This is a genomic window from Serratia sp. JSRIV004 (genome assembly GCF_019968705.1).
GTDB classification, from domain to species: domain Bacteria; phylum Pseudomonadota; class Gammaproteobacteria; order Enterobacterales; family Enterobacteriaceae; genus Chania; species Chania fonticola_B.
On record NZ_CP074140.1, the window covers coordinates 3,793,451 to 3,819,502 of the forward strand.

The window sequence follows — 26,052 nt, forward strand, 5'->3', positions numbered from 1 at the left end:
GCTTTTTGCTTTTTCATTGGCCCCCAGAGCCCCCGCTACCGATCAATCTAGTCAGCCCCCTCACTTGACTTATTTTGTCTAATTTGTATTTTAAGGACATGCACACCTTTTTGATTATCGTCCCCGAAGGGGGCATGTTATTCGAGCCTACGGGCATTGCCGATATCCTGATGCAAGCCAACCGCTTGAGGCCGACGGATGCCGCGCATCCACCTTATCAGGTGTCGATTGCCACGACCCAGGCGCACCGCGTGATCCATGGGGGGTCGGGGCTAAATCTGCTGGCCGATCACCGTCTGACTGACCTTGATCCCACCCTGCAGCGTGACACCATTATGATCACCGGCAAAGGTATGAGCGTTGAGGAAAGCGATATCGTCGTCAATTGGCTGCGTCAGGCTGCGCCGTATGCGCGGCGGATCGTATCGATTTGCGGCGGTGCGTGGCTATTGGCTCAGGCCGATCTGCTTGATGGCCGCCGTGCCACCACGCACTGGCGGCTCCTGGAAGCGATGCAAGCTCAATTCCCCAGTGTCCACGTTGAGAAAGGCCCGATTTATCTTCAGGACGGCAACATCTGGACCTCCGCTGGCGTCAGTTCGGGCTTCGACCTCACGCTGGCTTTAGTGGAAGACGATCACAGCTTCACGTTAGCGCGCGATGTCGCCCAAGACTTGGTGATGTTCCTGCGCCGCCCCGGAGGACAGTCTCAGTTCAGCCGTTTTCTGCTCAGCCAAGCCAGCTCGCCTGGCCCAATTCGTGACCTGCAAACGTGGATACTGCAAAATCTGTCCGGCGATTTATCTGTTGAAAGGTTGGCGGAGCACGTGGCCATGAGCCCAAGGAATTTTACCCGCGTTTTCACCCGTGAAACCGGGATCAGCCCCGCCAAGTATGTGGAAGAAGTCCGCCTCGACGTAGCACGGCAACACCTGGAACAAAGCTCGGATAAGCTTGAACAAATCGCTACCGCCACGGGTTTTGGCAACAGCCTCAACCTGCGTCGCGTGTTTGAAAGAAATTTACAACTCACACCCTCAGATTATCGAGAGCGTTTTCACGCTCGCACTATGTCCTAAATTGATTGTTATTTGTCATTTACGCCAAATGATCCACGCACTATTTTGGAACCAGATAACTCACCGAGGAGCACATCATGGTCAAAGTAGGCATTAATGGGTTTGGTCGCATTGGCAGAAACGTACTGCGCGCCGCGCTGGGTCGCAATGACTTTCAGGTGGTGGCAATCAATGACCTGACCGACAGCAAAACCCTGGCTCATCTTCTGAAATACGACTCGCTGCAGGGCACCTTGGCCGCCAGTGTTGAAGCCTCTGAAGGGCAGTTATTGGTGGATGGTAAAACCATTCACGTCTTCTCCCAACGCGATCCGGGCGCAATTGCGTGGAGCAGCGTGGGGGTTGATTTAGTTATCGAAGCCACCGGATTCTTCACCGACAAAGCCAAAGCCGAAGTACATATCACCAAGGGCGGCGCAAAGCGGGTGATTTTATCTGCGCCCGGTAAAGACGATGACATCACGGTCGTGATGGGCGTCAATCATGAGAAATACGATCCCGCCTTGCATAAAGTGGTCAGCAACGGCAGTTGTACAACTAACGGTTTAGCACCAGCAGCGCTGGTTCTGCACCAAAGCTTCGGTATTGAACATGGTTTGATGAACACCACCCATGCCTATACCAACAGCCAGGCCCTGCACGATCAACCGGAAAAAGATCTGCGCGGAGCCCGTGCCGCTGCGCTTTCTATCGTGCCTTATTCTAGCGGTGCGGCTAAAGCGCTCGGTAAAGTGATCCCGGAATTGGACGGACGCCTGACCGGCTATTCACTGCGCGTACCTGTGCCCGTGGTGTCTATTGTTGATCTGACCGTCACGCTCAAACGTGATGTGACGGTAGAAGAAGTGAACGCGGCATTTCGCAAAGCGGCAACCTCAGGTCCGTTGCAAGATATCTTGGGCTACAGCGATGAGCCTTTGGTATCGAGCGATTATCAGGGTGACCCACGTTCATCAATTATCGACGGACTGTCTACGCTGGTCATCGGCGGCAATCTGGTGAAGATCCTCGCATGGTACGACAACGAATGGGCTTTCTCTCATCGTCTGGTTGATCTGGCTGTTTTGATGGACCAACGCGGTTTGTAATTTCGCTAAGCGGGCGCTCTGTGCAGCGCCCCTCATCGCCTCCCTTCTCTTCATCCCCTCCACAAACCAGCCAATGAATTTTCGCGATTACCAGAAAAGCGCCAGCCATCGGCTAGACTTTAACTTGTCAGTGCAGTACTGCTAGATCGATACCTATAAAGAGAAAAATTGCGTCGTAAACAGAATAATATGGGTCATTACCCATCACAGGAGCACGCTATGCGGATGTTTCTTGCAGTGGTCTGGACAGGGCTGTTATTGCTAACCACGCCAACTCATGCAGCAGAACCGGAACCCAGCACCGGGCGGGTCTCGGGCTGGTGGAACTCTTTAACCAGCGGTGTCGCACAAACCTGGGAGGACCCGCAATACCACGATCTTTATCTGCCGTTTATCAGTTGGCACGCCCGTTTTATGTACGACGAGACGGATCATTACAATGAGATGCCGTGGGGCGGCGGCTTTGGGATATCGCGCTATAACGAAGAAGGTGACTGGAGTGCCCTGTACGCGATGATGTTTAAAGACTCCCACAATGAGTGGCAGCCGATTGTCGGCTATGGCTGGGAAAAGGGCTGGTATCTGGATCAGAATCAAGATTTCCGCCTTGGGTTTGGTGTGACGGCGGGGATCACCGCACGTGAAGATTTCGGCAACTACATTCCATTGCCGATCGTGCTGCCGCTGTTTTCCGCTGGCTACAAGCAGGCAACCGTTCAGTTCACCTATATCCCCGGTACCTACAACAACGGCAACGTGCTGTTTGCCTGGTTACGCTTTAGTTTTTAGTTCGGAGTCATCATATGAGCGGGCGCACATGATGCGCCCCTACTCCACGCAAGTGCAGCAGCAGATAGATTCATTCGGCCAACGCTTTACGCTATGCTGAGGTATCGCAAGAACCGAGGAAAAACAATGAATACCCCTGAAAAAAAGTCGCTGACTGCCCTGCAAGCCCTCGACCAACTCGAAGTACTGTATGACGCATCGGTCAACGCCTTGCGCGCTGCCATCAAACAATTTATCGCGGATGGCACCCTGCCAGAATCGCAGGCCCGTGCCTCGGGGCTGTTTTCCTACCCGGAGCTGCGAGTACGCTGGGATGGTGAACATCCCGACCATCCAAGAACTCGGGCCTATGGCCGTTTTACCCGGCCTGGCAGCTACACCACCACCATCACCCGGCCGCAGCTGTTCCGCCCTTATCTTGCCGAACAGTTGGCAATGCTGACCAGTGAATATGCCGCCGTGATCGAAGTGGTTCCTTCTCAACAGGAGATCCCCTTCCCTTATGTGATCGACGGCTCCGATCTGGCCTTGGACAGAACCATGAGTGCCGGGCTTACCAAGCATTTCCCCACTACCGAGCTGGCGCAGATTGGCGATGAAAATGCAGACGGCCTGTCCCCTTTTGCCAACCATTTTCCACTCTCCCATTTTGACGCGCTGCGGACCGATTTCTCACTGGCCCGTCTGCGGCACTACACCGGCACGCCGGTGGAACATTTTCAGCACTTTGTGTTGTTTACCAACTACACGCGCTATGTCGATGAGTTTATCCGCTGGGCGTGTAGCCAGATCGCCGATCCGGCCAGCCCCTATATCGCGCTTTCTTGCGCCGGTGGCCACTTTGTTACGCCAGAAACGCCAAATCCAGAGCAGACGGTGTCCGATCTAGCCTGGAAGAACCACCAAATGCCCGCCTATCACCTGATCGCCAACGATGGCCAGGGGATCACGCTGGTCAATATTGGTGTCGGCCCTTCCAATGCCAAAACCATCTGCGATCACCTGGCCGTGCTGCGTCCCCATGCCTGGCTGATGATTGGCCACTGCGGCGGCCTGCGGGAAAGCCAGTCAATTGGCGACTACGTGTTGGCCCACGCCTACCTGCGTGACGATCATGTATTAGACTCGGTGCTGCCACCGGATATCCCAATTCCAAGCATCGCGGAAGTTCAGCGTGCGCTGTATGACGCCACCAAAACGGTAAGCGGTATGCCTGGGGAAGCGGTAAAACAGCGGTTACGTACCGGGACGGTGGTCACCACCGACGATCGTAACTGGGAGCTGCGCTATTCGGCTTCCGCACTGCGCTTTAACCTCAGCCGCGCCGTCGCCGTCGATATGGAAAGCGCCACCATCGCGGCGCAGGGTTATCGCTTCCGGGTGCCTTATGGCACTCTGCTGTGCGTGTCTGATAAACCGCTGCATGGCGAGATTAAACTGCCGGGCCAAGCCAACCGTTTCTACGAGGGTGCGATTTCGGAGCACTTGCAGATCGGGATTTGTGCCATCGACCTGTTGCGGGCTGAAGGTGAACATCTGCATTCACGCAAACTGCGCACCTTCAACGAGCCGCCGTTCCGCTAACCCAAAGGCTGGGCGCCGCACGCGGCGCCCCTACAGCGCCAAAGCCAGCATTCGCGTCGGCTGATGATGGCTGGCGGTAATTTCCAGCAGGATCTCCCTCACCGCTCCCGCCACCGCAGTGAGCGGCTTTTGGCCGCAAACCACTAACGCCAGCGGTACCGAAAGCGCCGGAGCATTGAGGCGGATCATCCAGGCCTTGGCCGGGCCGATCGTCGCCCTGGCAATCGATTCTGGCAGGATCGTCGCCCCCATTCCGCTAGCGATAGCGGCGCAAAGCATGCTGTGTGATTCGATCTCACCAATCACATTCGGCGTGAGTTGGCGCAGCGCCAGAGCCTCATCGACCAGGTCGCGCACCACATCCCCCTCACGCGGCAAGAACAGATTAAACCTGCTCACCGCCGATAAATCGATGCTGTTGCCCGGATGAGGGATACTTCTTGCCGCGACCAGATACAAATCCTCTTTAGCCAACGCCGTAACGTTCAGGTTCGGTGGCATGATCTGCCCGTACATCACCGCCATATCCAGAGCCTGCGTCGCCACCTGCTGGCTCAACGCGTTGCCGATATTCTCATTCAGGCTCAGCAAAATCCCAGGATGCCGATCGCGTACCGCTTGCAACAGCGGCAGCGCCAACTGCGAGGCCGCACTACCTTGCACCAGGCCGACCGCCACCTGCCCAACCAGCGTTTCCCCACTGCCGATCACAGCTTGCTGGGCCTGCTCGCACTGCTGAAGGATGGTTTGCGCATGCGCATAAAGAATATTGCCGGCCTCCGTGGGCATCACTCCGCGCTTGGTACGGATCAGCAATTGCTGTTTCAGTTCCCCTTCCAGAGTGGCAACTTGCTGGCTCAGCGCAGGCTGCGCAATATGCAACACCTCTGCCGCCTGAGTCAGGCTGCCGATATCGACGATCTTTACGAAATACTTCAGGCGTCTGAAATTCATCGTGGCTCCTAGCTGCGGTTAACTGCATTCAATATCAACGACTGCAACTACAGCAAAAAACGGGCCAGGCAGAACAAGCAGTGCATTATCAGCCTAAGTGATTAAAAAATAATGAAAGGTAACGATATGGCGGGATTGGGTGAAAAGGTAAAGCCGGGTTCTGCACCACACTGGGGCATTGCCAGTCCCCAGCGTGGTTCAGCTAAAAAAAACCCGCCAATCATCTGGCGGGTTAGTTATAGGGTTACGGAGCTTTTTGCTCGGAGGCTGGTATCACATCCAGGATGCGTACGTTATAGACCATGGTCGCGCCCGGTGGGATATCCGGTGCCATGCCTTTCTCGCCATAGGCCAGTTCAGGTGGCACCACCAGCGTCATGTTACCGTGGTTCTTCAACTTACCTAGCGCTTCGCGGAACAGCGGTGGATACGCGCTCAGCGGCTGCGAAATTGAAGTGCCAGCCAGATCCATATCCTTGATCACTTTACCGTCGGTCAAGCTCTCTTTAACCACCACGGCAACGGTATCACCCTCACCAATCACGCTATCGCCAACATAATCGATGCGGTAATAGAAGCCTTGCTTAGACTGTACGACGCGTGGCTGCTTCTTGAACTTATCGATGTAGCTGCTGCCTTGTTTTTCGTTCTGCTGTTTGATCTTTTTATGCTGATTGTTCAGCTCCAACTCGCTTTCATACAAGGCTTTGGCAATCTGTTCTTTGGCCAGTTTGGTCTGGCCATTGATGACATCAGTGACACCTGCCAGCGCCAGTTGGCGGTTCACGTCTACACCCTGGGTCTTTTTGCTGTTGAGCAAATCCAGGATGTCATTACCCAACGCGGTACCGATCGCATAATCGCGTTTTTCCACCTGCGTTTTCGGCTCCGTGACCACGGACGTGCCAGCCGTTTGCTTTTTCTCGGCTGCAGTCAGCTTCTGCTGTAGCTGGGCAAGTTCCTGCACCTTCTGCTCATTGTCTTTGGTTTGTGCCGCCAACTGCTCTTGCAGCTTGGCACTCTCCTGCTGACTCGCCAGCTGCAACTCGGCGATCTGCTTCGCTTTCTGCTCGCTGTCTTTGGTCTGAGCCGCTAACTGCTCCCGCAACTTGGCGCTCTCCTGCTGACTCGCCTGCTGCAACTGGGCGATTTGCTGCGCTTTCTGCTCGATGTCTTTAGCCTGAGAGGCTAATTGCTCTTGCAGCTTGACACTCTCCTGCTGACTCGCCTTCTGCAACTGGGCGATCTGCTGCGCTTTCTGCTCGCTGTCTTTAGTCTGAGCGGCCAACTGTTCCTGCAGCTTCGCACTCTCCTGCTGACTCGCCTTCTGCAACTGGGCGATCTGCTGCGCTTTCTGCTCGCTGTCTTTAGTCTGAGCGGCCAACTGTTCCTGCAGCTTCGCACTCTCCTGCTGACTCGCCTTCTGCAACTGGGCGATCTGCTGCGCTTTCTGCTCGCTGTCTTTAGTCTGAGCAGCTAACTGCTCCTGCAGCTTAACGCTCTCCTGCTGACTCGCCTGCTGCAACTGAGCGATCTGCTGCGCTTTCTGCTCGCTGTCTTTAGTTTGTGCGGCCAACTGCTCTTGCAGCTTGGTGTTCGACTGCTGACTGGCCTGCTGCAACTGGGCAATCTGCTGCGCTTTCTGCTCACTGTCCTTGGTCTGAGCGGCTAACTGCTCCTGCAACTTCGCCAATTCCTGCTGGCTTTGCTGGAGTTGTTTAACCTGCTGAGCCTTCTGATCGTTGTCTTTGCCATACACCGTCAACTGTTCTTGCAGCTGCTTTATCTGCTGCGCCTTCTGTTCACTGTCTTTGGTCTGCACGGTCAGTTGATCTTGCAGTTTCGCCATCGTCAGCAGCTCTTGCTGCAATTTCTTCATTTGCTGAGCTTGTTGCACGAAATCTTTGTTATTAAGCGCCAATTGCTCCTGCAACTGCTTGGCCTGTAGCGCTTTTTGTTCGCTATCCTTGGCCTGGGCAGCCAGTTGAGTCTGCAACTTGGCCAACTCTTGCTGGCCTTGCTGGAGTTGCTTCACCTGCTGGGCTTTCTGCTCATTATCCTTACTGGAAGCCGCCAACTGTTCCTGCAGCTGTTTGACCTGCTGCACTTTCTGCTCGCTGTCCTTGGCTTGAGTAGCTAACTGAGCCTGCAGCTTGGCCAGCTCTTGCTGGTTTTGCTGCAGCTGTTTCAGCTGTTGCGCTTTCTCATCATTGGCTTTGGTTTGTGCAGCTAGTTGCTCTTGCAGCTTGCTACTGGTCTGTTGCAACTGTTTCACCTGCTCGGCTTTTTGCTCGCTGTCTTTGGTCTGGATGGCTAGCTGTGCCTGCAACTCTGCGACGGTTTGCTTATTTTGTTGCAGCTGCATCACTTGCTGCGCTTTCTGCTCATTATCTTTGGTTTGCGCGGTCAACTGCTCCTGCAACTTGGCGCTCGCCTGTTGCAACTGCTTCACCTGCTCAGCTTTCTGCTCGCTGTCTTTGGTCTGAGCGGCCAGCTGTTCTTGCAGTTTTGCCAACGACTGTTGGTTTTGCTGCAGTTGTTTCAACTGCTGGTTTTTTTCATCAAGGCCTTGGGTTTGCGCGGTCAGTTGCTCCTGCAACTTGGCACTAGCCTGTTGCAGCTGCTTCACCTGTTCGGCTTTCTGCTCGCTGTCTTTGGTCTGTGCGGCCAGTTGATCTTGCAGCTTCGCTATCGCTTGCTGGGTCTTCTGCTCATTCTCTTTGCTGCGCGCCGCCAACTGATCTTGCAACTGTGTTACCTGCAGGGCCTTTTGCTCACGCTCTTTGGTCTGGGCAGCCAACTGTTCCTGCAGCTTCGCCAACGCCTGCTGGTTTTGCTGCAGTTGTGCAGCCAGTTGGGCTTTTTCATCGTTGACTTTGGCTTGTGCCGTCAACTGCTCCTGCAGCTTGGCGCTCGCCTGTTGCAGCTGCTTCACCTGTTCGGCTTTCTGCTCGCTGTCTTTGGTTTGAGCAGCCAACTGTTCTTGCAGCTTTGCCATCGCCTGCTGCGTCTTCTGCTCATTCTCTTTGCTGCGCGCCGCCAGTTGATCTTGCAGTTGTGTTACCTGCAGCGCCTTTTGCTCACGCTCTTTGGTCTGGGCAGCCAACTGTTCCTGCAGCTTCACCAACGCCTGCTGGTTTTGCTGCAGTTGTGCAGCCAACTGCGCTTTTTCATCGGTAGTTTTGGTTTGAGCCGCGATCTGTTGCTCTTGCAGCTTGGCGCTGGCCTGCTGCAACTGCTTAATTTGTTCGGCTTTCTGCTCACTGTCTTTGGTTTGAGCAGCCAACTGTTCTTGCAGCTTCGCCATCGCCTGTTGGGTCTTCTGCTCATTCTCTTTGCTGCGTGTCGTCAGCTGTTCTTGCAGCTGTTTGACCAGTTGGGCTTTGTATTCACTGTCTTTGGTCTGGGTGGCTAACTGCTCTTGGAGCTTCGCCAACGCCTGCTGGTTTTGCTGCAGCTGCTTGGCCTGCTGGGCTTTTTCATCGTTAGTTTTAGCATACGCCGTTAGCTGCTCTTGCAGCTTGACGCTCGCCTGTTGCAGCTGCTTCACCTGTTCGGCTTTCTGCTCGCTGTCTTTGGTCTGTGCGGCCAGTTGATCTTGCAGCTTCGCCATTGCTTGCTGGGTCTTCTGCTCATTCTCTTTGCTGCGCGCCGCCAGTTGTTCTCGCAGCTGTGTTACCTGCAAGGCTTTTTGTTCACTGTCTTTGGCCTGGGCAGCCAACTGTGCTTGCAGTTTCGCCACCTCCTGCTGATTTTGTTGCAGCTGCTTGGCCTGCTGGGCTTTTTCATCGTTAGTTTTAGCATACGCCGTTAGCTGCTCTTGCAACTTGGCACCAGCCTGTTGCAGCTGTTTCACCTGCTCGGCTTTCTGCTGGCTGTCTTTGGTTTGCGCAGCCAGTTGCTCCTGCAGCTTCGCCATTGCCTGCTGGGACTTCTGTTCATTCTCTTTGCTACGCGCTGACAGCTGATCCTGCAATTGGGCTATGGCCTGCTGGTTTTGCTGTAACGTTTGCTGCAGTTGTTTGATCTGTTGCGCTTTTTGTTCGTTATCTTTGGTTTGCGCTGCCAACTGTTGCTGCAATTGCGCACTGTTACGTTGTTCCTGCTGTTGCAGCTTCATTTGCTGCATCTGCCGCTCGCTTTCCTTGGCCTGTGCGGCAAGCTGCTGCTGCAGCCGCGCATTTTCCCGCTGGCTTTGCTCAATGGCCTGTTGCAGACGCGCCAACTCTGCAGAAGAGCCCGCTGACTGAGATTGCGTTTTACGCAACTGCTCGAGAGCCGCTTCCTGGCTGGTGACTTTGGCTTTCAGCTGATTGATGGTTGCCTGCAGCGTCTTCATTTCGCGAATACGCTCACTGCCCCTCTCATCCGCCGACTTTGCCAGTTCGTTAGGTTTGCTGCTGGCAGGTTTACTACTTTTGGGTCTTGCAGGTTCTGCTGTATCCAGTTGTGAAGGCGTCAGAAACAGGAGCGCCGGAGCCTCATCCACCTGGCGTGTGATCGCGTCCAGTGAATTCAACGCATGGGCATCGGGAGTAACCGCCTCCTCAGCCCTTACTACTCCTAGCGGCAACGCCAACGTCAACAAGGCACCGCAATATATCCTGCGTTTCATTTCACGCTTTCCCCTCTCTGGATCAAGCCTTGCAGGACGTCACGTTCGATCTCGGCACATAGCTGATTGGTCTTGTATTTGTACAACGCATCAAGGGTATCTTTGGTTGTCGCATTGACATCGCCGCGTACCGCGCCATAAACCGAGGCATTGTTCACCAGACGGTTAAAGTTGGCCTGCTTGGCCGCGTAAGCCTTCGGATTGACCTGCTTGAGTGACGCCAACTCGCTTTGGCAAAGGCCAATTTTGCTGGTTTTGGTTTCTGCGGCAGCCGGTTCTGGCGGTGGGGACACGCTGATCTGTTGAGGGGGAGCTTGTACGGTGGTCGCTGGTGGGGTTTCTTGCCAACGGGTCTGTGCGGTTTTCTGGCATCCTGCCAGCAACAAACCACTGCACAGTATTACGCCTAAACAGAGGTTCTTTTGGGTGCTTATCATCGAAAATTCCTTTCAAAAAATTCCGTTACCGACAGGTCAACTCAGACCAGATCGGCTATATCCTGGATAAATAATACGAGCATTTTTCAGCAATGATATAGGGGTGGCTCTTCAGTAGCAAACATTCACTGGAACTATACTATGGCCGCTCATTGCCCCTACTCTTGCAACGTTCGCCATGGTCTATTAACTTAACGAATACTTAACCGGGTTTCATCGGTGACCTGCATAGCGCAATAAGGCGCCTGCAACTTGCCAGCGATTTAACCTGCCCACGACGTTTATGAAGTGCAAAATAATACTGGTATTTTTTATATCCAGCAACTCTGCAAGCGGGCCTGAACGCCGAGTTGCGTGGCAAAAACGGCGCTTGTCGCCAAGTAAGGACAAAGACACACTCCCGCATACAGCAGCATCCATTCTGATCTCTTGGTAAAAAAAGCGCCAAAAAATACAACAAAATAGATTAAAAACAATGAAATGCATGGAAATCTGACAATTTCCGCCGCTATCATCGCAACCCCCGTTTTTCCTAATGAAAATGACTATCCCCCACGATTAAAAATAGATATATATATTATTAAAAACGCATTTTTTGGCGATTTACTCCACACGTGCCCGGATGTTTTTCCATAGCGACAGCGCAATCTAAAGATTTATCCGAGGCACTCTGATTGTTGTATTAAAAATACAGGACTTGATGATAATCCTTAAACTTATTTTTCCATCGATCACTAGGAATAATCCATGAAAATTACAGGAAATATCTTAGCGAACAAGCTCAATCCCTCACTCTATAATTAGGAATTTTCTTGGGTTTAGCCTTTAAAATATCAGCACCCCGAAAAACTCGGGATTAACTTACAAAGTGTGCCCGCCCTGCAATGATAGCGGCCTGTCTGTCAGTGATAAAGTTTAACCTGCTGGAAAACAAGCCAATTTGCTCATAACCTCGACAAACGGAACATTTGTGCATTTTCATGCTTTACAAGCCCCATCGGCACCGCTATTATTCGCCCCGTTCACACGATTCCTCTGTAGTTCAGTCGGTAGAACGGCGGACTGTTAATCCGTATGTCACTGGTTCGAGTCCAGTCAGAGGAGCCATATTTAGAAAAGCCCGCTTAGGCAACTAAGCGGGCTTTTTGCTGTTTAACCACTGGGTGACTCAATCGTCATAAGGTTCGCCGAGTGTCAGCATCAACCGGTTGGCCCAAGCAAAGAAGGCCGTCGCCTGCACCAGGTCCAACAACTCCAGTTCGCCTAGCCCTTGTTCGCGTAACGCAACCAGCTGAGCCGCATTGGCCTGCGGTGGCGTGGCCGAAAGCGCTGCGGCAAAGTCTATTTGCGTACGCCAATCCTCACCCTGCCCCTCGCTCAAGATCCCTCCAGGCGCGACATCCAGCAGGCGCTGCACCTCTTCAGCCCTTTTGGATAACTGCACCGCTTTACGCGCATGCACCGAGGCACAGTAAATACAGCCATTCACCTTGCTGGCCACCGCCGCAGCCAACTCCCTATCCTGGCGGGCCAGGCCACCCACGGTGTAGAAAATGGCCCTATCGGTGATGGTTCGCTGTTCCAGCACCGCATGATCGCGCGCCAACAAACGGAAATAGTCAGAATCCGCGTGACCGAACTTGGTCAACAAGGCTTTTCCCGGTTCGTCAAACGCCTCCAAGGGTTTAGCCGCAATCCAGGGCTCCCATCCCAACTCCTGGCTGGTGAACGCAGGCGGTGCATGTCGATCACTGGCTGTATGACTCGCGGTTCGCCAGGCGGAAGCTCGAACGGGAGCACGGCCACTGGTCGCTACCGGCAATCCTGCCAGCAAGCGGTAGCCGTACAGCAGACGGCTCTGGAAACTGACAAAGGCGATCAGCTGTGAAAGCGTGACGATGTCATCCAATGACCACCCCGCCTGTTGCAGAGCCTGTAAGTGTTTGGCTTCTGCCCCGGCAGGTTTGAAGGCCAGGCGTTCTGCGTGATCCAATGCGGCCTGCAAACGTGGGCCGTCTGCGGGCGGAGTCTGCTGCAGTTGAGCATAATGCCCCGCCAATTGCCGATCGCCGTGCCATTCACTGATACGTTGAGCCAACAGCAGGCGTTCCGCAATCCCAAAACCGCCCACATCCTGTGGCGCGAACAGCCTCTGATAGCTGGCCTCAATCCCGTCGGTTGCCGCCTGGCGTGTTGCTCTGGCCTGTGCCAAAGGAGAGTCTGGGGTGATTTCAGCCAGTCTGGTCAGATGATCCTGGGTTTCGGTCATACGTTTTCCTCTGCGTGATGTGAATAAGCCAACGTGGCAGGATTGCGCCGCTGCCAGCCTAATGCCGGTGCAACGTCGCGAGCTATCAGCTCAATGGAGCGCAAAATATAGGCGTGTGGCGGATCGATAGAGTGCACCTGAAACGCCAGATCGGTGACACGGGCCAGCGCGCTATCGCGTTGCAACGAGGCGATCACCTGCTCTGGCGTACCGAGATGCACGTCAAAAGCGCGGATCAGACCGTCGAGCGACTCATCCTGTACCTGATGCCCACAGGCGCGTAAGCGCTCCAATCCACGGCTAAGCCCCTGTGCAGCAAAATCCCGCGCACGGTTCTGATCTTCAGTCACAAAAGCGGTGCGCGATCCCATGATGCGGGGCTCTACACCAGGCGGCAGCGCGGCGAGATAGGCATCAATAATCGGATTTTGCAGCTCATCGAGTGGCGTATCCGGTGCATCTGACGGCCTGGGTTGAGTGCGTGACAACATCAGCCCATCTCCAGCCTTACCAGCACGGATCCCACCGTCAACCGAGAAGGTGGCTTGCCAGACGCGTTTTTTCAGTTGGGGAGCGGCCGGATAAAGACGGTTGGCGGAGTTGCCGAGCGCCTCACCACTCCAGGCGTCCAGCAGAATGCGTAAATTATCGTTAAACGCCGCATTACGCCGCTCGGCATCAATACCAAAAGCGCTAAACGAAGACGGGGTTCCCCCTGCCGCAAGCCCCACTTCCAGCCGGCCACCAGAGAGCAGATCCAACACCGCCGTATCTTCCGCCACGCGAACGGCAGACTCCATCGGCAAGGTGATCACTCCAGTCCCCAAACGAATATGCCGGGTATGCACCGCGGCCTGAGCCAAAAAAACCAGGGGTGAAGGCAAGCCGCCCTCATCCTGATGAAAATGGTGCTGCGCTACCCAGGCGGTATCGAACCCGGCGCGTTCGGCATGGACAATCTGCTCGGTGGCCAGCCGGTAACGTTCCTGAGCACTGCCGTTATCCAGCAGGCGGGTAAAAAAGCCGAGACGTTTAGCGCTCATGAGGCATCCTTCAAAGTTTGGTACATCGCACGGCCAGGAATGGCCGCAATCAATTGGCGGGTATAGTCACTGCCGGGCCGGGCAAATACCTCGGCGGTAGTGCCTGCATCTACCTGTTGCCCACGGCACAGCACCGAGACGCTGTGCGAGATTTGCCGCACCGTAGCCAGATCGTGCGAGATAAACAGGTAGGTCAGCCCCAACTCTTGCTGTAGCTGCTCTAATAAGCGCAGGATTTGCGCCTGCACGGTGACGTCCAACGCCGAGGTAGCTTCATCCAATACCAGCACCCGAGGTTGCAATATCAGAGCACGAGCGATGGCAACCCGTTGGCGTTGGCCCCCTGAAAGCTCACGCGGTTTGCGCGTCAGAAGTTCAGCAGGCAGAGCGACTCGTTCGAACAATTCCCGCACCCGCCGGTAACGCTCTGCTTTGGCGACAGGCTCAAAGTTGAGCAACGGCTCTTCAATCGCCTGATACAGGGTTTGCGCCGGATCGAGCGAAGCAAAGGGGTTTTGATAGACCAGTTGAATACGTCGCCGAAACTGGCGCAACGCCTCGCCCTTCAGCCGGGTAAAATCGACGCCGTCGATGATGATTTGCCCCGCATCCGGCCGCTGAAAACCCAGCAGGCAGCGGGCCAAAGTGGTTTTACCGGAGCCAGACTCGCCGACCAACGCATGAGTAGTGCCGCGCTGCACGCTGAACGACACCCGATCCAACGCCCGGAACGCCTGCCCGCCTCTGCCAGCAAAACGGAAATCCTTCACCAGCTCGTTGACGACGATCGCCGGTTCCGCCTTACGGACGATAATTGGCGGAGCAACGGAAGCCAGCGAAGGCACATCGGCAAACAAGCGGCGGGTATACTCATGCGCCGGTGCCTGCAACACCGCCGCCGTTTGCCCCTGCTCTTGCACTCTGCCCTGACGAAACACCAGTAGCCTATCGGCCCGTTCCGCCGCCACGCCCAAATCATGGGTGACAAACAGCACCGCCGTGCCAAACTCCTGACGCAGTTCGTCGATCAGATCGAGGATGCGTTTTTGCACCGTGACGTCCAGCGCGCTGGTCGGTTCATCGGCAATAATCAACGCGGGCCGTAACGCAATGGCGATGGCAATCAGCACCCGCTGTTTCATGCCGCCGGAAAGCTCATGCGGATATTGGCGCGCGCGCAATTCAGGATGAGTCAGCCCCACACGGGTGAGTAACTCCACTACCCGAAGCTGTACCAGCTTGCGTGGCAGACGCTGGTGAATATTGATGATCTCGGCAACCTGCTCACCGATGGTTTTAACCGGGTTCAGCGAACTGGCGGGATCTTGCGGGATCAGGCTGATCTGCGCACCACGTACCGCATCCAACTGACGGGTAGAGCAGTGGGCAATATCGGTACCATTGAGGCGGATCGCCCCCTGCTCCAGGCGGCCATTTTCCGCCAGCAGGCCGATTATCGCCTGGGCCGTGGTGGTTTTACCCGATCCCGATTCCCCCACCAGGGCAACGACCTCCCCTGGCTGAATGGTAAAAGAAACGTTGTGCACCACCCGCTGATTACTGTTGCCCTGCTGATAGGCGATAGAAACGTTATCCAGTTCCAGCAGTGGCGCGGGTGAAACGGTTGTCTGCGGGGTCATCGGCGCGCGCTCCCTAATGCATGGCTGATTCGGTTGGCCGCCAGCACCACGGCAACCACCATCAGGCCGGGGAAGGTCGTCAGCCACCAGGCCGTTGAGATGTAGTTACGCCCTTCGGCGATCAGCAAGCCCCACTCCGGCGTGGGCGGTGGCGTGCCGTACCCCAGGAAGCTCAGGGTGGCGATCGCCAGAATGGCATTGCCAAACTGTAGGGCAGAGAATGCAATCACCGAGGTCAGTGAATTAGGCAGAATATGACGCCATAGCACCGCCCAAAAGTGTCCGCCGCTACCGTAAGCCGCCTCAACGTAGTCGCTGTGCCGCACCCGCAGCACCTCCGCACGAGCCAGACGCGCAAAGTTGGCCACCGACGAGATCCCCACCGCCAGCGCCGCATTCACCGTGCCAAAACCCAGCAGGATAATTACGCTCAAAGAAAGCAGCAGCCCAGGGATCGACAGCAAAACATCAACCAAGCGCATCACAACATCATCGGCGATGCCGCCCAAAGCCCCGGCGACTACGCCCAGCAACGTCCCCACAACCAGCCCCAACGCCACGGCAACCAACGCTGCAGATAAAGTGTGCGATGCGCCATACACGATCCGGGCGTAGAGATCGCGGCCCAGTGGGTCTGTGCCCAGCCAATGTTCACCACCCGGTGCCAGACGCTGTGCTCCGGCAATTCCTTCCGTGCCGCTGTACGCAGTAAAGATCTCTGGGGCGATCGCCCAAAGCACAGCGATCGCCAGCACGGCCCAGGCCAGCCCCAGGCTGAGCGGATAACGCCGCTGAGCGCGCCTGGCGGTGGGTAAACTACCTTCGGTTTCCCCGCCGGACAGATCGCGTTCCGGCATCACGGATTTTTCCAACGGAATACTGCTCATCGGGTCGCTCCTGCATAGGATTTCAATCTGGGATCGAGCAGCGGGAACAGCAGATCGACCAGCAGATTGAGGAAGACAAAGGCGGCGGCAGAGATCATTACTACCGCCTGTAGCACCGCCACGTCCTGGTTCACGACCGCCTGCTGCGTCAGTTGCCCCAGGCCACTGCGGCCAAATACGGTTTCTGTGATCAACGCCCCGGCGATCAGTTCGCCAAACAGAATGCCCGCAATGGTCAGCACTGGCAGCATCGCGTTACGCGCCACATGCCGCCACAGCACTCCGCTACGACTAGCCCCTTTGGCTCGCGCCACCGCCACAAACGGCTGGGTTTGCACGCTATCGATGCTGCGGATCAGGATCTGCGCCAACGGGGCAGAGATTGGGATTGCCAAGGTCGCGATCGGTAACACCAGCCCAACCCACTCCCCTGGATTGATGATCGGCACCAGTTTCAGCCGGAATGAAAAGATCTGGATCAACACGATGCCAAGCCAGAAGGTGGGAACCGATACAAACAGCGCAGGCAGCGATTGCAGCGCCGATTTCAGCCAGCCAAAACCGATCAGATTGGAGACAAAGGCAATGGCCAGCGCCAACAGCAAGGCCAGGGTGAAGCCCAGCACCGCTAATTGCAGGGTGGCGGGCAGGTTGGCAGCCAGCAAAGCACTGACCGGCACGCCGTTCTGGATCGAATAGCCCAAATCACCGCGCAGGAAATTCCCCAACGTATGCAGATATTGCTGCCACAGGGGCACATCGGCACCGTAGGCGGCGCGCATGTCGGCGATCTGATCCGGGCTAAGCCCCATATCCGGGTTCTGGAATTTAATCAGGATCGCGTCGCCGGGCAGCACCTGCAGCAAGATAAACGACAGGGTAAATGCCGCCCATAGCACCAGCAACGCCTGTCCGGTTCGGCCACTCAGGTATTTCAGCATCTTTATCTCCTTGAATGTGGCGTTAGCGTTTCTCTAACCACGCGCCATAGAAGCTTGGCCGACCCACGGCTTCAAAGTTGACGCCTTTCAGATAGGGAGCACCGGCAAAGACCTGCGGCTCTTCAAAGAACGGGATCACATAGGCCTGATCCAGCAGATACTTTTGAGCCTCACCGGCGATCTGCAAGCGCTTGGCCGGATCCACTTCAGAGGCGATCCCCAGCAGCAGTTGGTTCAGCGAATTGTCGATAAATTGACTGTTCTGGCTGGTGCCCCCCTGCTGCAACAGGCCATCACGATTGGTGGGATAAAACTGGCTTTTAATCACATCGGGATCGGCACGGCCCACTTCGACCACCGAAGCCGGGGTCTTTTGCGGATCGAGGTTATCTGCCACCCGGCTGCCAGCATCGCCTGCCAAGATATTCAGCCGAGCCCCCACCTTGCCCCATTGCTGCGAGACCAATTGCAGCACCGCCTTGTTTTGCGGCTGCGGAAGCGACTCGTACACCGTTAACAACAGCTTTTTACCGTCTTTCTGGCGCAGACCATCGCTGCCCTTTTGCCAACCAGCGTCATCTAGCAGGCGGTTGGCCTTCGCCAAATCGAAGGTCAATTTATCGGAGAGATCGACAAAACCGGCTGCCGAGGAGGCAATCACCGATTTGGCTTGTGGATAGTTGGCGGAGAACAGCGTATCGACGATCTGTTTGCTGTCGGTGGCATGCAGCAGCGCTTGCCGCACGCGGATATCGGCCACCAGCGGATTGTCTGGCCTGAAGGCAATGCTGTCGTTTACGCCACGGGTTGGCGCGGCATAGATCGTAAAACCCTGGTCTTGGGTTTGCTTCTCATCGTAAGCCTGGATCTGGCGAATAAAGTCCGCCTGCCCGGCCTGCAACGCGCCAATTCGCACGCTGTCTTCCGGGGTGACGATCACCTTGATGGCATCCAGATTGGCCCGCCCTTGCTGAGGCAGCTTGGCGGGCCCCCAACTATAGTCTTGGCGTACGCTGAGATCGACCTCCCGCCCTAAGGTTTCACCGCTCACCACAAACGGGCCAGAGCCGATAATATGGCGCGCATCACCCAGTTCATCGTATTGGCGGTTCAGCGTGCTGAGCGACACCAGCCCGGAACCGATGGTCGCCGTACCTTGCAGGAATCCTGGGGACGAGCGCTTGAAATAGAATTTGACCGTCAGCGGATCGATGACCTCACTGTGGTCATAGTTATTGATCACCTCGGAAACCGGCAAGCGCAGCGCTTTATTGCCCAAGCCGTAGGTATCAAAGTTCTTGGCTACCGCGTTGGCATCCAGCGGTGTCCCGTCGGAGAAGGTCACTCCGGGGCGCAGTTTGAAGGTATATTCCGTTTTATCGGGGTTGCTGGACCAGGACTCGGCGATCCAGGGTTCGATCTCCAGCGTTTTCGGGTTCTGGTAGGTCAGCTTGTCGGTGATCTGATTAAGGATACCGCCATTGGGATAAAACCCACCTGAAGGGGGATACAGATTGGTATGGGCCTGCTGCTCCAGATAGATCAGCGTGCCGCCCTGCACCGCCGCGATGGCCGGGCTCGCCGCAGCCGCAGCGCCTAATACCACCACCAGTCCGCTGGTTAACGTCTTGAAAGGAAAATTAAACATGGGTGCCGTGCCTTCTTTATGTCGGTTTGTTATGGGGTAGATAACAAACCAAAACGGCACGGAGTTGAACGAACTAATTTAGCTAACTAATGATGAAAAAAGCAGTAACACGCCAAGCCGTGGCTGGGCACACCTGCACGCCCCATCAATCCACCTGATACTGCACAATCAACTGCCCTTTCTTCATCTTGACGGCGGTAATTTGCACCTTGCCCAACTCCGCCAGCGAACGCACATGGGTGCCACCGCAGCCATAAGCAGGCAGATCGCCAAACCCAACCTGACGGACGCCTTGCTGTTCCTGCTGCCTGCGTGGCAAGTCGGCGGCGATCAAGTCCGTCAGCCGTTGTTGCAAATATTCTGGTTGCAGTTCCGTTGCCTGTGCACCCGGTGCAAAGGTAATACGCCCTTCCCCCGGCCAGTGGTGCGCTTTCACCGGCTGCCAGCCCCGGTTTTCCCCAAGCCAGCCAATCAGATGCCCGGCAGAATGCCAGCGGGTATGTAAGTGGCGTTGCTCCCCGTCGATTTCCAGCGTCACCGGACCACAAGGCAGGGGGGCGGCCAGATAATGGAGCAGTTGATCGCCCTGCGCAGCAACACGTAATACCGCTACACCGCCGATCGTGCCGCTATCGCTCGGCTGCCCGCCGCCCTGTGGGTGAAACAGCGTGGCATCCAACTGCACCGCATAGCTGCCATCCTCTTGCGCCGTGCAGGACAATACCTGAGCCTGGAGCTGCAAATCATCGTGATAATAATAAAGTCGTTCGGTCATGGGCTCTCTCCTGGTTAACGCCGTTATTATATTCGTGCCATAATCGGCTGATAATCCGTCTTCTTTACAATGGACCTTTGCGCCGTGAGCACAAATCTTTCCACCACACTGCTGGTTGAAATGGCCGTTTTTGTTCAGGTGGTGGAAAGCGGCAGCTTCTCCGCCGCCGCCCGCCAGTTAGGCAGCTCGCCTTCTGCCACCAGCCGCAGCGTTGCCAGGTTGGAACAAGCGCTGAACGTACGGCTGTTGCACCGCACCACCCGCAAACTGCGCCTGAGTGAGCAAGGCGAGGCCGTGTTTCAGCGCTGCCGCAGCATGCTGGATGCCGCCAACTCAGTGTTGACCATCAGCGACCAGAACAGCTCGGAGCCGGAAGGCACAATCAGCATCAGCGTACCGAAAGCCGTCGGGCACTTTGTCCTGCACCCTCACATGCCAGAGTTCTTACGGCGCTATCCGCAGGTGGATGTCCATCTGCGGCTGGAGGACCGTTATATGGATTTGATCGACGATCGGGTCGATCTGGCGCTGCGCATCACCGACCGACCGTCACCGGGCCTGATCGGCCGCCCGTTGATGACCATCGAACATTTGCTATGCGCCACTCCGCATTACCTGGCCCAACAGGGCACGCCGCGTCACCCACGAGACCTGACGGAGCATAGCTGTATTTATCTGGGGGAGACGCCCAGCGACGCACGTTGGCGTTTTCGCCGCAATGGCAAGACGGTTTCGGTCAATGTGCGGGGTCGCTATGCCGCCAACCACACCGGGGTTCGGTTGGATGCGGTGAAACAGCATATCGGTATCGGCAGCCTGCCTTACTTTACCGCCCACCAGGCGCTAGCCAGCGGTGAGATTGTGCAGGTGTTGCCAGAGTGGGATTTCCTCAGCAGCTATCATGGCGATCTGTGGCTGCTGTATGCCCCAACTCAGCATCTGCCCCCCAAGCTGCGAGTGTTTATCGATTATCTGGTGGCCAGTTTAGGCCAGGAACCCGCGTTAAAGCGCCTTGCGCAGGGTGATATTGATACGGTGTGACCCCACCAGGGAATGATAGCCCTCTTTCACCGGCATGATGCCGTGGAAACATAATCGCGACGGGCCACCCCAGACTACCACATCACCGTGGGCCAGCGGGATGCGCCGCGTTCTGTCGCTGCGATGCAGGCCACCAAACTGAAAAACGGCCGGTAGCCCCAGCGATACCGAAACGATCGGTGCCGTAAAATCATGCTCGTCTTTATCTTGATGCAGTGAAAGCTTACTGCCCGGATCGTAGCGGTTCATCAGGCAGGAGTCCGGGACGTAATGACCGAACCCGGCCTGCAAGGCCGCTTCATCGGCCAAAGCCAGCAAAATTGCCGGGATTTCTGGCCAACTTTTGCCAGTACCGGGATCGCGTTGCGAATAGCGGTAGCCATTGCTATCGCTGTTCCAGCCGTTGCCGCACCAGCTCATGGCCACCGACATGGTGAAGCCGCCCGGCGTGGTCATATGCCGCCAAGGCACCTGTGCCACCACGCCGTTGACCGCCGCCAGCAGTTCCGGCCCGTGATCGCGAACAAAGCCGTGCAATACCACCGCCCCCGGCGCGATTTCCTCACGCCAGGGCGGCGGCAGCGCATCCTCAAACAGATCGATTGTCATCGTCATTACCTGGATAAATACACAGGTGTAATTCTAACCGCTTGGCCGTTGTTGTCCAGTCCAGCGTAATCCATTGTTGTTAGAGCTAAATAGCCTTAGAGTAGCCGCAGGAAATTCCATTAATAATCAGGAACGCTGGTGATCAAAGGCATCATACTTTCCGTCGTCGCTTCCCTGCTGTTCGGCGTGATGTATTACTACACCTCAATGCTAACCCCACTCGACGGCGAGGAAATCTATGGCTGGCGCACCCTGCTGACGCTGCCGTTTCTGACGCTGTTTATGCTGTTTTCCGGCGACTGGGCGCGGGTGAAAGAGATGCTGCACTGGCTACGGCAGCGTCCGCAACGCGTGCTGTTGTTGCTGCTCACCACTTCCCTGCTGGGCGTGCAGCTGTGGCTATTCCTGTGGGCACCGCTGCACGGGATGGCGCTGGATGTCTCACTCGGCTATTTCCTGCTGCCGCTGACCATGGTGTTGGCAGGGCGAGTGTTTTTCCGCGATCGCCTGTCTGTGCTGCAAAAAATGGCGGCCCTATGCGCATTGGTCGGCGTGGGTAATGAGCTGATCCTGGTGGGCGGGGTTTCCTGGTCAACGCTGGTCGTCGCGCTAGGTTATCCGGTTTACTTTATTCTGCGTCGCCGCTTGGGCACCGATCATCTGGGCGGGTTGTGGTGTGAACTGACGCTGATGCTGCCAGTTGCCGCGCTGTTTGCCCTTGGTGGCTCAGAACCGCTGGCGGCACTGACGGCCAAACCGCTGCTGTATTTGCAGATCCCGCTGTTGGGCATTATCAGCGCTCTGGCGCTGGTGTGCTATATCCTTGCCAGCCGCCTGCTCCCCTTCAGCCTGTTTGGCCTGCTGAGCTATGTAGAACCGGTGTTGCTGGTGATCGTCGCGCTGCTATTGGGGGAAACCATTAACGCCAACCAATGGCTGACCTATATCCCGATCTGGCTGGCGGTCATGTTGCTGGTGCTGGAAGGTGCGCGCCATCTGCTACGACGCCGTAGGTATTAAAATTCTGATTTTAAAAACAAATAAACGTTGTTACGGCGTCACCTTGCAGCCAGAAACGTCCTTTAAACCGACGGCCTGCTTGGCATCGTGGCGTCAACGTTGTTAGCAACTCCAGCTCAAAGGTCTGCGCCTGCATATCCAACCCGACGATCCGCGCATCCATAAAATCAAAGTAGCAGCGTACCTGCGGGTAAAGCGCCTTGAACAGGCTTTCCTTGGCGGAAAATACCAGCGTCAACAGCAGATTAAAGGGCTGTAGCCGTTGGCGTAACCACTGGCATTCGTTCTCATTGACGATGCCGCTCCACAACTCTTCTGCTCGTACAGATGGCATCTGCGTTTCCACATCAATGCCCACGCCACCTGCCCCATCCTCATGCTGAGCGGCACACAGCGCCGTATCATTATTGTGGCTGATCGCCCCGGCAATTCCGGCGGGCCAGAGCGGTTCACGTTTCTCCCCGCGCAATAAAGTGAAATCCTGATGGCCCAACTCTGCCAGCACCCAGCGCGCCAGATAGCGCCCGGCAAGATATTCCGCCTTACGTTTGGCGACTGCGGGTGCGACATGTTCAGGGAAATCGATACCGGCGGCAGCAAACAGATCGTCGTGATAATCCGCGACAGAGAAGTGACATTGCGCGATCAGGCCGGTAAAGCCGTCAATCGGCAGTAATTTAGCGTTGAGAATAAAAGAAGAGAGCACGTTTCATCCGTGACAAAGGATCCGTTGAGACAGTATATACCGCGTGGCTGGCCGGGGCGAAACGGTTCGCCCCGGCAGCAAGGTTAATGCAAGACGTCCTTCATGGTTTTTTCAAAGTCGCTCCAGGCGCAGAAGCCGTCTTTATCTACCGGGCAGCCTTCCAGCGCCAGGGTGACGCGCTGCGGCGGGGTGCTCAGCGTCAGCGGTTCGGCATTACGCAACTGTTCGGTGGATTGGTAGACATACTCAATCTTCAACAGATCGCGATCGCCCTTGCCATCATGCCAGCGTTGAAACACCAGCTTGCCGCCAATCGGGGTTTTCTCATACTGCTTCGGCAACGCATACGGCTTGAACTTCATCGCTGACAGCAAGGAAGCGATGTTGGAATCATGCCCCACCAGCACGGTCAGCTTCGGTGAATCCGCCTTGCGCTCGCTAATCAGCGCCGAGTTGATGTAGGTCAGCAGCGGTTTGGCAACGTTCTGGGCGACGACCGACGAGGTGAACAGCGAATCCTGATAGCCATCTTTCAGCTTGGCCAACTGCTGCCACTGGTGCGGTGTCACAATCTTGCCCCAGGCCACCTCTTTCATCGGGAAGCCTTCGTAATACTGCAGCATAAAGGCATCCACCAGCGAGTTACCCACTTTCAGCGGGCCAGAAACGCCTGGCTCTTTCCCCGGTACCGCGCTCATTTTGTTCGGCTCAGTGGCCAGGTTGCACTGCTTGTCGATCTTGCAGGCGGGGGAGTCTTTGTAGTCGATGATCTGCTCGAGCTGTTTGTAGGAGGCGTCCAGCTTCAGCGATGCCAGCTCGGCATTCATGGCGCTCAACGCCTGCTGGTTAAAGGTTTCGCTGCTGTTGGTGATAATCGGGTTGAAGGTAGGATCCATCTCCCCCATTTTCTCCTGATGATGCACGCTGATGTCACAGCCTGGGAATGCGCCGTTGGTAAAGAACTGCGCGGTGGCTACCGTGCGTTGCAGGCTGTTGGCATACACGTAAACGCTGTCAGCGGCTGGGCAACCTTCCTGCGGCAAAATGCCCGCCTGCTTGAGCCACGCGTTGAAATAGTGGCCCATATACACTTCCAGCACGCCGCCCTTGGTGGTCAGCAAGCCACCTGGCGTATCCCACTGTGGCCAGGCTTTCGGCGTGGACTGGGCCAGCACGCTACCGTTGTTCGCCAGCGGAGCGCGCAGGTTATGGCGGCTCATCACCAGCACCTGCTCAAGTTGATAACCGTCGTTCTCGGCAAAGGCGGTGCCGCTGAACAGCAAAGGCAGGCAAAGTAATAACGTTTTTTTTCTCATCCGCAGAGGCTCCCTAAATATGATTATTTTGAATAGGTTAACGTTGGATTTGTATAATGACGGCGTTCGACATGAAAGTGTGTGACGGGCGTCACGGGGGAAGGGATTGCAACAGCGGCCATCCGTGGATGGCCGCCGATTAACTTAATACCACAGGCTAAGAATTGGCCAGCCGATCAACAGCAGCGCCGCGATATACACCACGCCGAGGATACCGCCAAGACGCCAGTAGTCTTTCGACTTCACATAGCCACAGCCGTAGATGATTACCCCTGGGCCAGTGGCATACGGGGTCAATACCCCCATGATACCGATAGACAGCACCAGCAGGATGGAAAGGTGTTCCATCGGCACGCCCGGCAAGCCTTTACCTACCGCCAGGATCATCGGCAACATGGTCGCGGTGTGGGCCGACAGGCTGGCAAACAGGTAGTGCGCGTAGTAGAACACCAGCACCAGCAGAATCACCGTCATTTTCGGTGAGAAACCGTCCAGATGGGTGCTCATGGTGGTGGCAAACCAGTCAATAAAGCCGGAACGGCTCAGGCCGCTGGCCATCACCACCAAGGTTGCCAGGTTAACCAGGGTATTCCAGGCGCTGGAGTATTTGGTGATGTCTTTCCAACTGACCACGTGCAGGGCAAGCATCAGCGATACCGCCAGCAAGCACACCGTGGTCGCATCCAAAATTTTACCGCCGAACACCCACAGACACAGGCTGAGTAACACCAGACCGATCAAGGTATATTCTTTGCGGGTCAGTTTACCCATTTCCCCCAGTGCCGTACTGGCCCAGCCAGCCACTTCGTTGCTGTGGGTTACACCTGGCTTATACAGGTAGTAGGAAATCAACGGAGCAACGATCAGCAGCAACAGCCCAACCGGCAGGAAGGCCAGGAACCATTGCATCCAGGTGATATTGATCCCGGCAATCTTGTTGACGAACTCGATGCCCAACACGTTAGGTGCCGCGCCGGTCACAAACATGGAGGAACTGATGCTGGTCCCCACCACCATCATCCACATCAGGTAACCACCAATGCGGCGTGAGGAAGGATCGTTAGGGAAGGAATCAAACAGCGGCGGCAGGTTCTTCACCACCGGGAATACGGTGCCGCCGGTACGCGCGGTATTGGACGGGGTAAACGGCGCCAACATGATATCGATGATCACCACCGCGTAGCCTAGCGTCAGGGTGCGTTTGCCCATGAACTTCACCAGGAACAGCGCGATGCGGCGCCCTAACCCGGTGGCCTCGTAGCCCAGCGCGAAGATAAAGGCCCCAAACACCAGCCAGACGGTGGTACTGGAGAATCCGGCCAGCCCCCATTTGAGCGCCTCTTTACCGGCTTTAAAGCTGGGATTGGCCAGCTCTTCGGCACCAAACAGCACCCAGTTGGAACTGAGCACGCTGACGGTCACGGCAATAAAGCTGATCGCCGTGGCCGGGATCGGCTCCAGGATCATACCGACAATCATCGCCACAAAGATGGCAAAGTAACGCCAGGCTTGCGGTGGCATCCCCTCCGGCGTGGGTATCATTAACAGGACGGCAAGCACCACCAACGGGGCGATCGCTTTCCAGATTTTCTCTTTGGTTTCGGACATGGA

20 protein-coding genes and 1 tRNA gene are annotated in these 26,052 nt (G+C 56.0%); 7 read left to right on the forward strand and 14 right to left on the reverse strand.

Features of this window, described 5'->3' with window-relative positions:
- Positions 1-98 precede the first annotated feature (98 nt).
- The 4 genes from KGP21_RS18270 (at position 99) to KGP21_RS18285 (ending at position 4,540) form a co-directional block, all read left to right on the forward strand.
- Positions 99-1,079 (forward strand): GlxA family transcriptional regulator, encoded by a 981-nt coding sequence (locus KGP21_RS18270; RefSeq protein ID WP_223535932.1) that lies wholly within the window; start codon positions 99-101, stop codon positions 1,077-1,079.
- 77 nt (positions 1,080-1,156) lie between these two features.
- A complete protein-coding gene (gene gap / locus KGP21_RS18275; protein ID WP_223535934.1) occupies positions 1,157-2,167 on the forward strand; it encodes a type I glyceraldehyde-3-phosphate dehydrogenase in 1,011 nt (336 codons plus the stop codon).
- Positions 2,168-2,386: 219 nt separating this feature from the next.
- Entirely contained in the window at positions 2,387-2,956 is a 570-nt protein-coding gene (gene pagP, locus KGP21_RS18280; protein ID WP_021805766.1) for a lipid IV(A) palmitoyltransferase PagP, read from the forward strand.
- Positions 2,957-3,082: 126 nt separating this feature from the next.
- Positions 3,083-4,540 carry an AMP nucleosidase gene (locus tag KGP21_RS18285; protein ID WP_021805767.1) on the forward strand — a complete coding sequence of 486 codons (1,458 nt, stop codon included), beginning with the start codon at positions 3,083-3,085 and terminating at the stop codon, positions 4,538-4,540.
- 30 nt (positions 4,541-4,570) lie between these two features.
- Here the strand turns inward: KGP21_RS18285 and nac are convergent, their stop codons facing one another.
- The 3 genes from nac to KGP21_RS18300 all read right to left on the reverse strand — a co-directional run bounded on the left by nac (position 4,571) and on the right by KGP21_RS18300 (position 10,546).
- Positions 4,571-5,494, reverse strand: a complete 924-nt coding sequence (gene nac / locus KGP21_RS18290) for a nitrogen assimilation transcriptional regulator NAC (protein ID WP_166732908.1) — start codon at positions 5,492-5,494, stop codon at positions 4,571-4,573.
- Between the two features lie 244 nt (positions 5,495-5,738).
- Positions 5,739-10,109 (reverse strand): FKBP-type peptidyl-prolyl cis-trans isomerase N-terminal domain-containing protein, encoded by a 4,371-nt coding sequence (locus tag KGP21_RS18295; RefSeq protein ID WP_223535936.1) that lies wholly within the window; start codon positions 10,107-10,109, stop codon positions 5,739-5,741.
- The gene (locus tag KGP21_RS18300; protein ID WP_021805770.1) at positions 10,106-10,546 is read right to left on the reverse strand and encodes a hypothetical protein; all 441 of its coding nucleotides are present in this window, start codon (positions 10,544-10,546) and stop codon (positions 10,106-10,108) included. The genes KGP21_RS18295 and KGP21_RS18300 overlap by 4 nt, the downstream gene beginning before the upstream one ends.
- A 1,031-nt stretch (positions 10,547-11,577) precedes the next feature.
- Between KGP21_RS18300 and KGP21_RS18305 the strand changes: the two genes are divergently transcribed.
- Positions 11,578-11,653 (forward strand) — tRNA-Asn (locus KGP21_RS18305).
- Between the two features lie 61 nt (positions 11,654-11,714).
- Here the strand turns inward: KGP21_RS18305 and KGP21_RS18310 are convergent.
- The 7 genes from KGP21_RS18310 to KGP21_RS18340 all read right to left on the reverse strand — a co-directional run bounded on the left by KGP21_RS18310 (position 11,715) and on the right by KGP21_RS18340 (position 19,749).
- Complete coding sequence (locus KGP21_RS18310) at positions 11,715-12,815, reverse strand: alkylhydroperoxidase domain protein (protein WP_223535939.1); 1,101 nt, start codon at positions 12,813-12,815, stop codon at positions 11,715-11,717.
- Positions 12,812-13,858 (reverse strand): putative FMN-dependent luciferase-like monooxygenase, encoded by a 1,047-nt coding sequence (locus KGP21_RS18315; RefSeq protein WP_223535942.1) that lies wholly within the window; start codon positions 13,856-13,858, stop codon positions 12,812-12,814. The genes KGP21_RS18310 and KGP21_RS18315 overlap by 4 nt, the downstream gene beginning before the upstream one ends.
- Complete coding sequence (locus KGP21_RS18320) at positions 13,855-15,498, reverse strand: ABC transporter ATP-binding protein (RefSeq protein WP_223535944.1); 1,644 nt, start codon at positions 15,496-15,498, stop codon at positions 13,855-13,857. Before KGP21_RS18320 ends, KGP21_RS18315 begins: the two co-directional genes overlap by 4 nt.
- Positions 15,495-16,385 carry an ABC transporter permease gene (locus tag KGP21_RS18325; protein WP_021805774.1) on the reverse strand — a complete coding sequence of 297 codons (891 nt, stop codon included), beginning with the start codon at positions 16,383-16,385 and terminating at the stop codon, positions 15,495-15,497. The genes KGP21_RS18320 and KGP21_RS18325 overlap by 4 nt, the downstream gene beginning before the upstream one ends.
- Positions 16,382-17,326 carry an ABC transporter permease gene (locus KGP21_RS18330; RefSeq protein ID WP_209528934.1) on the reverse strand — a complete coding sequence of 315 codons (945 nt, stop codon included), beginning with the start codon at positions 17,324-17,326 and terminating at the stop codon, positions 16,382-16,384. Before KGP21_RS18330 ends, KGP21_RS18325 begins: the two co-directional genes overlap by 4 nt.
- 22 nt (positions 17,327-17,348) lie before the next feature.
- A complete protein-coding gene (locus KGP21_RS18335) occupies positions 17,349-18,974 on the reverse strand; it encodes a TIGR04028 family ABC transporter substrate-binding protein (protein ID WP_223535946.1) in 1,626 nt (541 codons plus the stop codon).
- A 145-nt stretch (positions 18,975-19,119) separates the two neighbouring features.
- Entirely contained in the window at positions 19,120-19,749 is a 630-nt protein-coding gene (locus KGP21_RS18340; protein WP_223535948.1) for an alanyl-tRNA editing protein, read from the reverse strand.
- A gap of 84 nt (positions 19,750-19,833) precedes the next feature.
- Between KGP21_RS18340 and KGP21_RS18345 the strand changes: the two genes are divergently transcribed.
- Complete coding sequence (locus tag KGP21_RS18345) at positions 19,834-20,790, forward strand: LysR family transcriptional regulator (protein ID WP_021805779.1); 957 nt, start codon at positions 19,834-19,836, stop codon at positions 20,788-20,790.
- Here KGP21_RS18345 and alkB read toward each other — a convergent pair.
- Complete coding sequence (alkB, locus tag KGP21_RS18350) at positions 20,752-21,399, reverse strand: DNA oxidative demethylase AlkB (protein WP_021805780.1); 648 nt, start codon at positions 21,397-21,399, stop codon at positions 20,752-20,754. The two genes, KGP21_RS18345 and alkB, sit on opposite strands and share 39 nt — an antisense overlap.
- 138 nt (positions 21,400-21,537) lie before the next feature.
- Between alkB and rarD the strand changes: the two genes are divergently transcribed.
- On the forward strand, positions 21,538-22,419 hold the full coding sequence (gene rarD / locus KGP21_RS18355; protein ID WP_223499994.1) for an EamA family transporter RarD: 882 nt from the start codon (positions 21,538-21,540) through the stop codon (positions 22,417-22,419).
- Between the two features lie 10 nt (positions 22,420-22,429).
- Here rarD and KGP21_RS18360 read toward each other — a convergent pair whose 3' ends face one another.
- The 3 genes from KGP21_RS18360 to KGP21_RS18370 all read right to left on the reverse strand — a co-directional run bounded on the left by KGP21_RS18360 (position 22,430) and on the right by KGP21_RS18370 (position 26,049).
- Positions 22,430-23,125, reverse strand: coding sequence for a 4'-phosphopantetheinyl transferase (locus KGP21_RS18360; RefSeq protein WP_223535950.1), 696 nt, complete (start codon positions 23,123-23,125; stop codon positions 22,430-22,432).
- 83 nt (positions 23,126-23,208) lie between these two features.
- Complete coding sequence (agp, locus tag KGP21_RS18365) at positions 23,209-24,441, reverse strand: bifunctional glucose-1-phosphatase/inositol phosphatase (RefSeq protein ID WP_218519169.1); 1,233 nt, start codon at positions 24,439-24,441, stop codon at positions 23,209-23,211.
- A gap of 144 nt (positions 24,442-24,585) precedes the next feature.
- Positions 24,586-26,049, reverse strand: a complete 1,464-nt coding sequence (locus KGP21_RS18370; RefSeq protein ID WP_021180306.1) for an anion permease — start codon at positions 26,047-26,049, stop codon at positions 24,586-24,588.
- Between the last annotated feature and the right edge of the window lie 3 nt (positions 26,050-26,052).

Bases quoted from the DNA above. Each gene is read 5' to 3' on its own strand.
- KGP21_RS18270 (WP_223535932.1), top strand. From the start codon at position 99: ATGCACACCTTTTTGATTATCGTCCCCGAAGGGGGCATGTTATTCGAG.
- gap (WP_223535934.1), top strand. From the start codon at position 1,157: ATGGTCAAAGTAGGCATTAATGGGTTTGGTCGCATTGGCAGAAACGTA.
- pagP (WP_021805766.1), top strand. From the start codon at position 2,387: ATGCGGATGTTTCTTGCAGTGGTCTGGACAGGGCTGTTATTGCTAACC.
- KGP21_RS18285 (WP_021805767.1), top strand. From the start codon at position 3,083: ATGAATACCCCTGAAAAAAAGTCGCTGACTGCCCTGCAAGCCCTCGAC.
- nac (WP_166732908.1), bottom strand. From the start codon at position 5,494: ATGAATTTCAGACGCCTGAAGTATTTCGTAAAGATCGTCGATATCGGC.
- KGP21_RS18295 (WP_223535936.1), bottom strand. From the start codon at position 10,109: ATGAAACGCAGGATATATTGCGGTGCCTTGTTGACGTTGGCGTTGCCG.
- KGP21_RS18300 (WP_021805770.1), bottom strand. From the start codon at position 10,546: ATGATAAGCACCCAAAAGAACCTCTGTTTAGGCGTAATACTGTGCAGT.
- KGP21_RS18310 (WP_223535939.1), bottom strand. From the start codon at position 12,815: ATGACCGAAACCCAGGATCATCTGACCAGACTGGCTGAAATCACCCCA.
- KGP21_RS18315 (WP_223535942.1), bottom strand. From the start codon at position 13,858: ATGAGCGCTAAACGTCTCGGCTTTTTTACCCGCCTGCTGGATAACGGC.
- KGP21_RS18320 (WP_223535944.1), bottom strand. From the start codon at position 15,498: ATGACCCCGCAGACAACCGTTTCACCCGCGCCACTGCTGGAACTGGAT.
- KGP21_RS18325 (WP_021805774.1), bottom strand. From the start codon at position 16,385: ATGAGCAGTATTCCGTTGGAAAAATCCGTGATGCCGGAACGCGATCTG.
- KGP21_RS18330 (WP_209528934.1), bottom strand. From the start codon at position 17,326: ATGCTGAAATACCTGAGTGGCCGAACCGGACAGGCGTTGCTGGTGCTA.
- KGP21_RS18335 (WP_223535946.1), bottom strand. From the start codon at position 18,974: ATGTTTAATTTTCCTTTCAAGACGTTAACCAGCGGACTGGTGGTGGTA.
- KGP21_RS18340 (WP_223535948.1), bottom strand. From the start codon at position 19,749: ATGACCGAACGACTTTATTATTATCACGATGATTTGCAGCTCCAGGCT.
- alkB (WP_021805780.1), bottom strand. From the start codon at position 21,399: ATGACAATCGATCTGTTTGAGGATGCGCTGCCGCCGCCCTGGCGTGAG.
- agp (WP_218519169.1), bottom strand. From the start codon at position 24,441: ATGAGAAAAAAAACGTTATTACTTTGCCTGCCTTTGCTGTTCAGCGGC.
- KGP21_RS18370 (WP_021180306.1), bottom strand. From the start codon at position 26,049: ATGTCCGAAACCAAAGAGAAAATCTGGAAAGCGATCGCCCCGTTGGTG.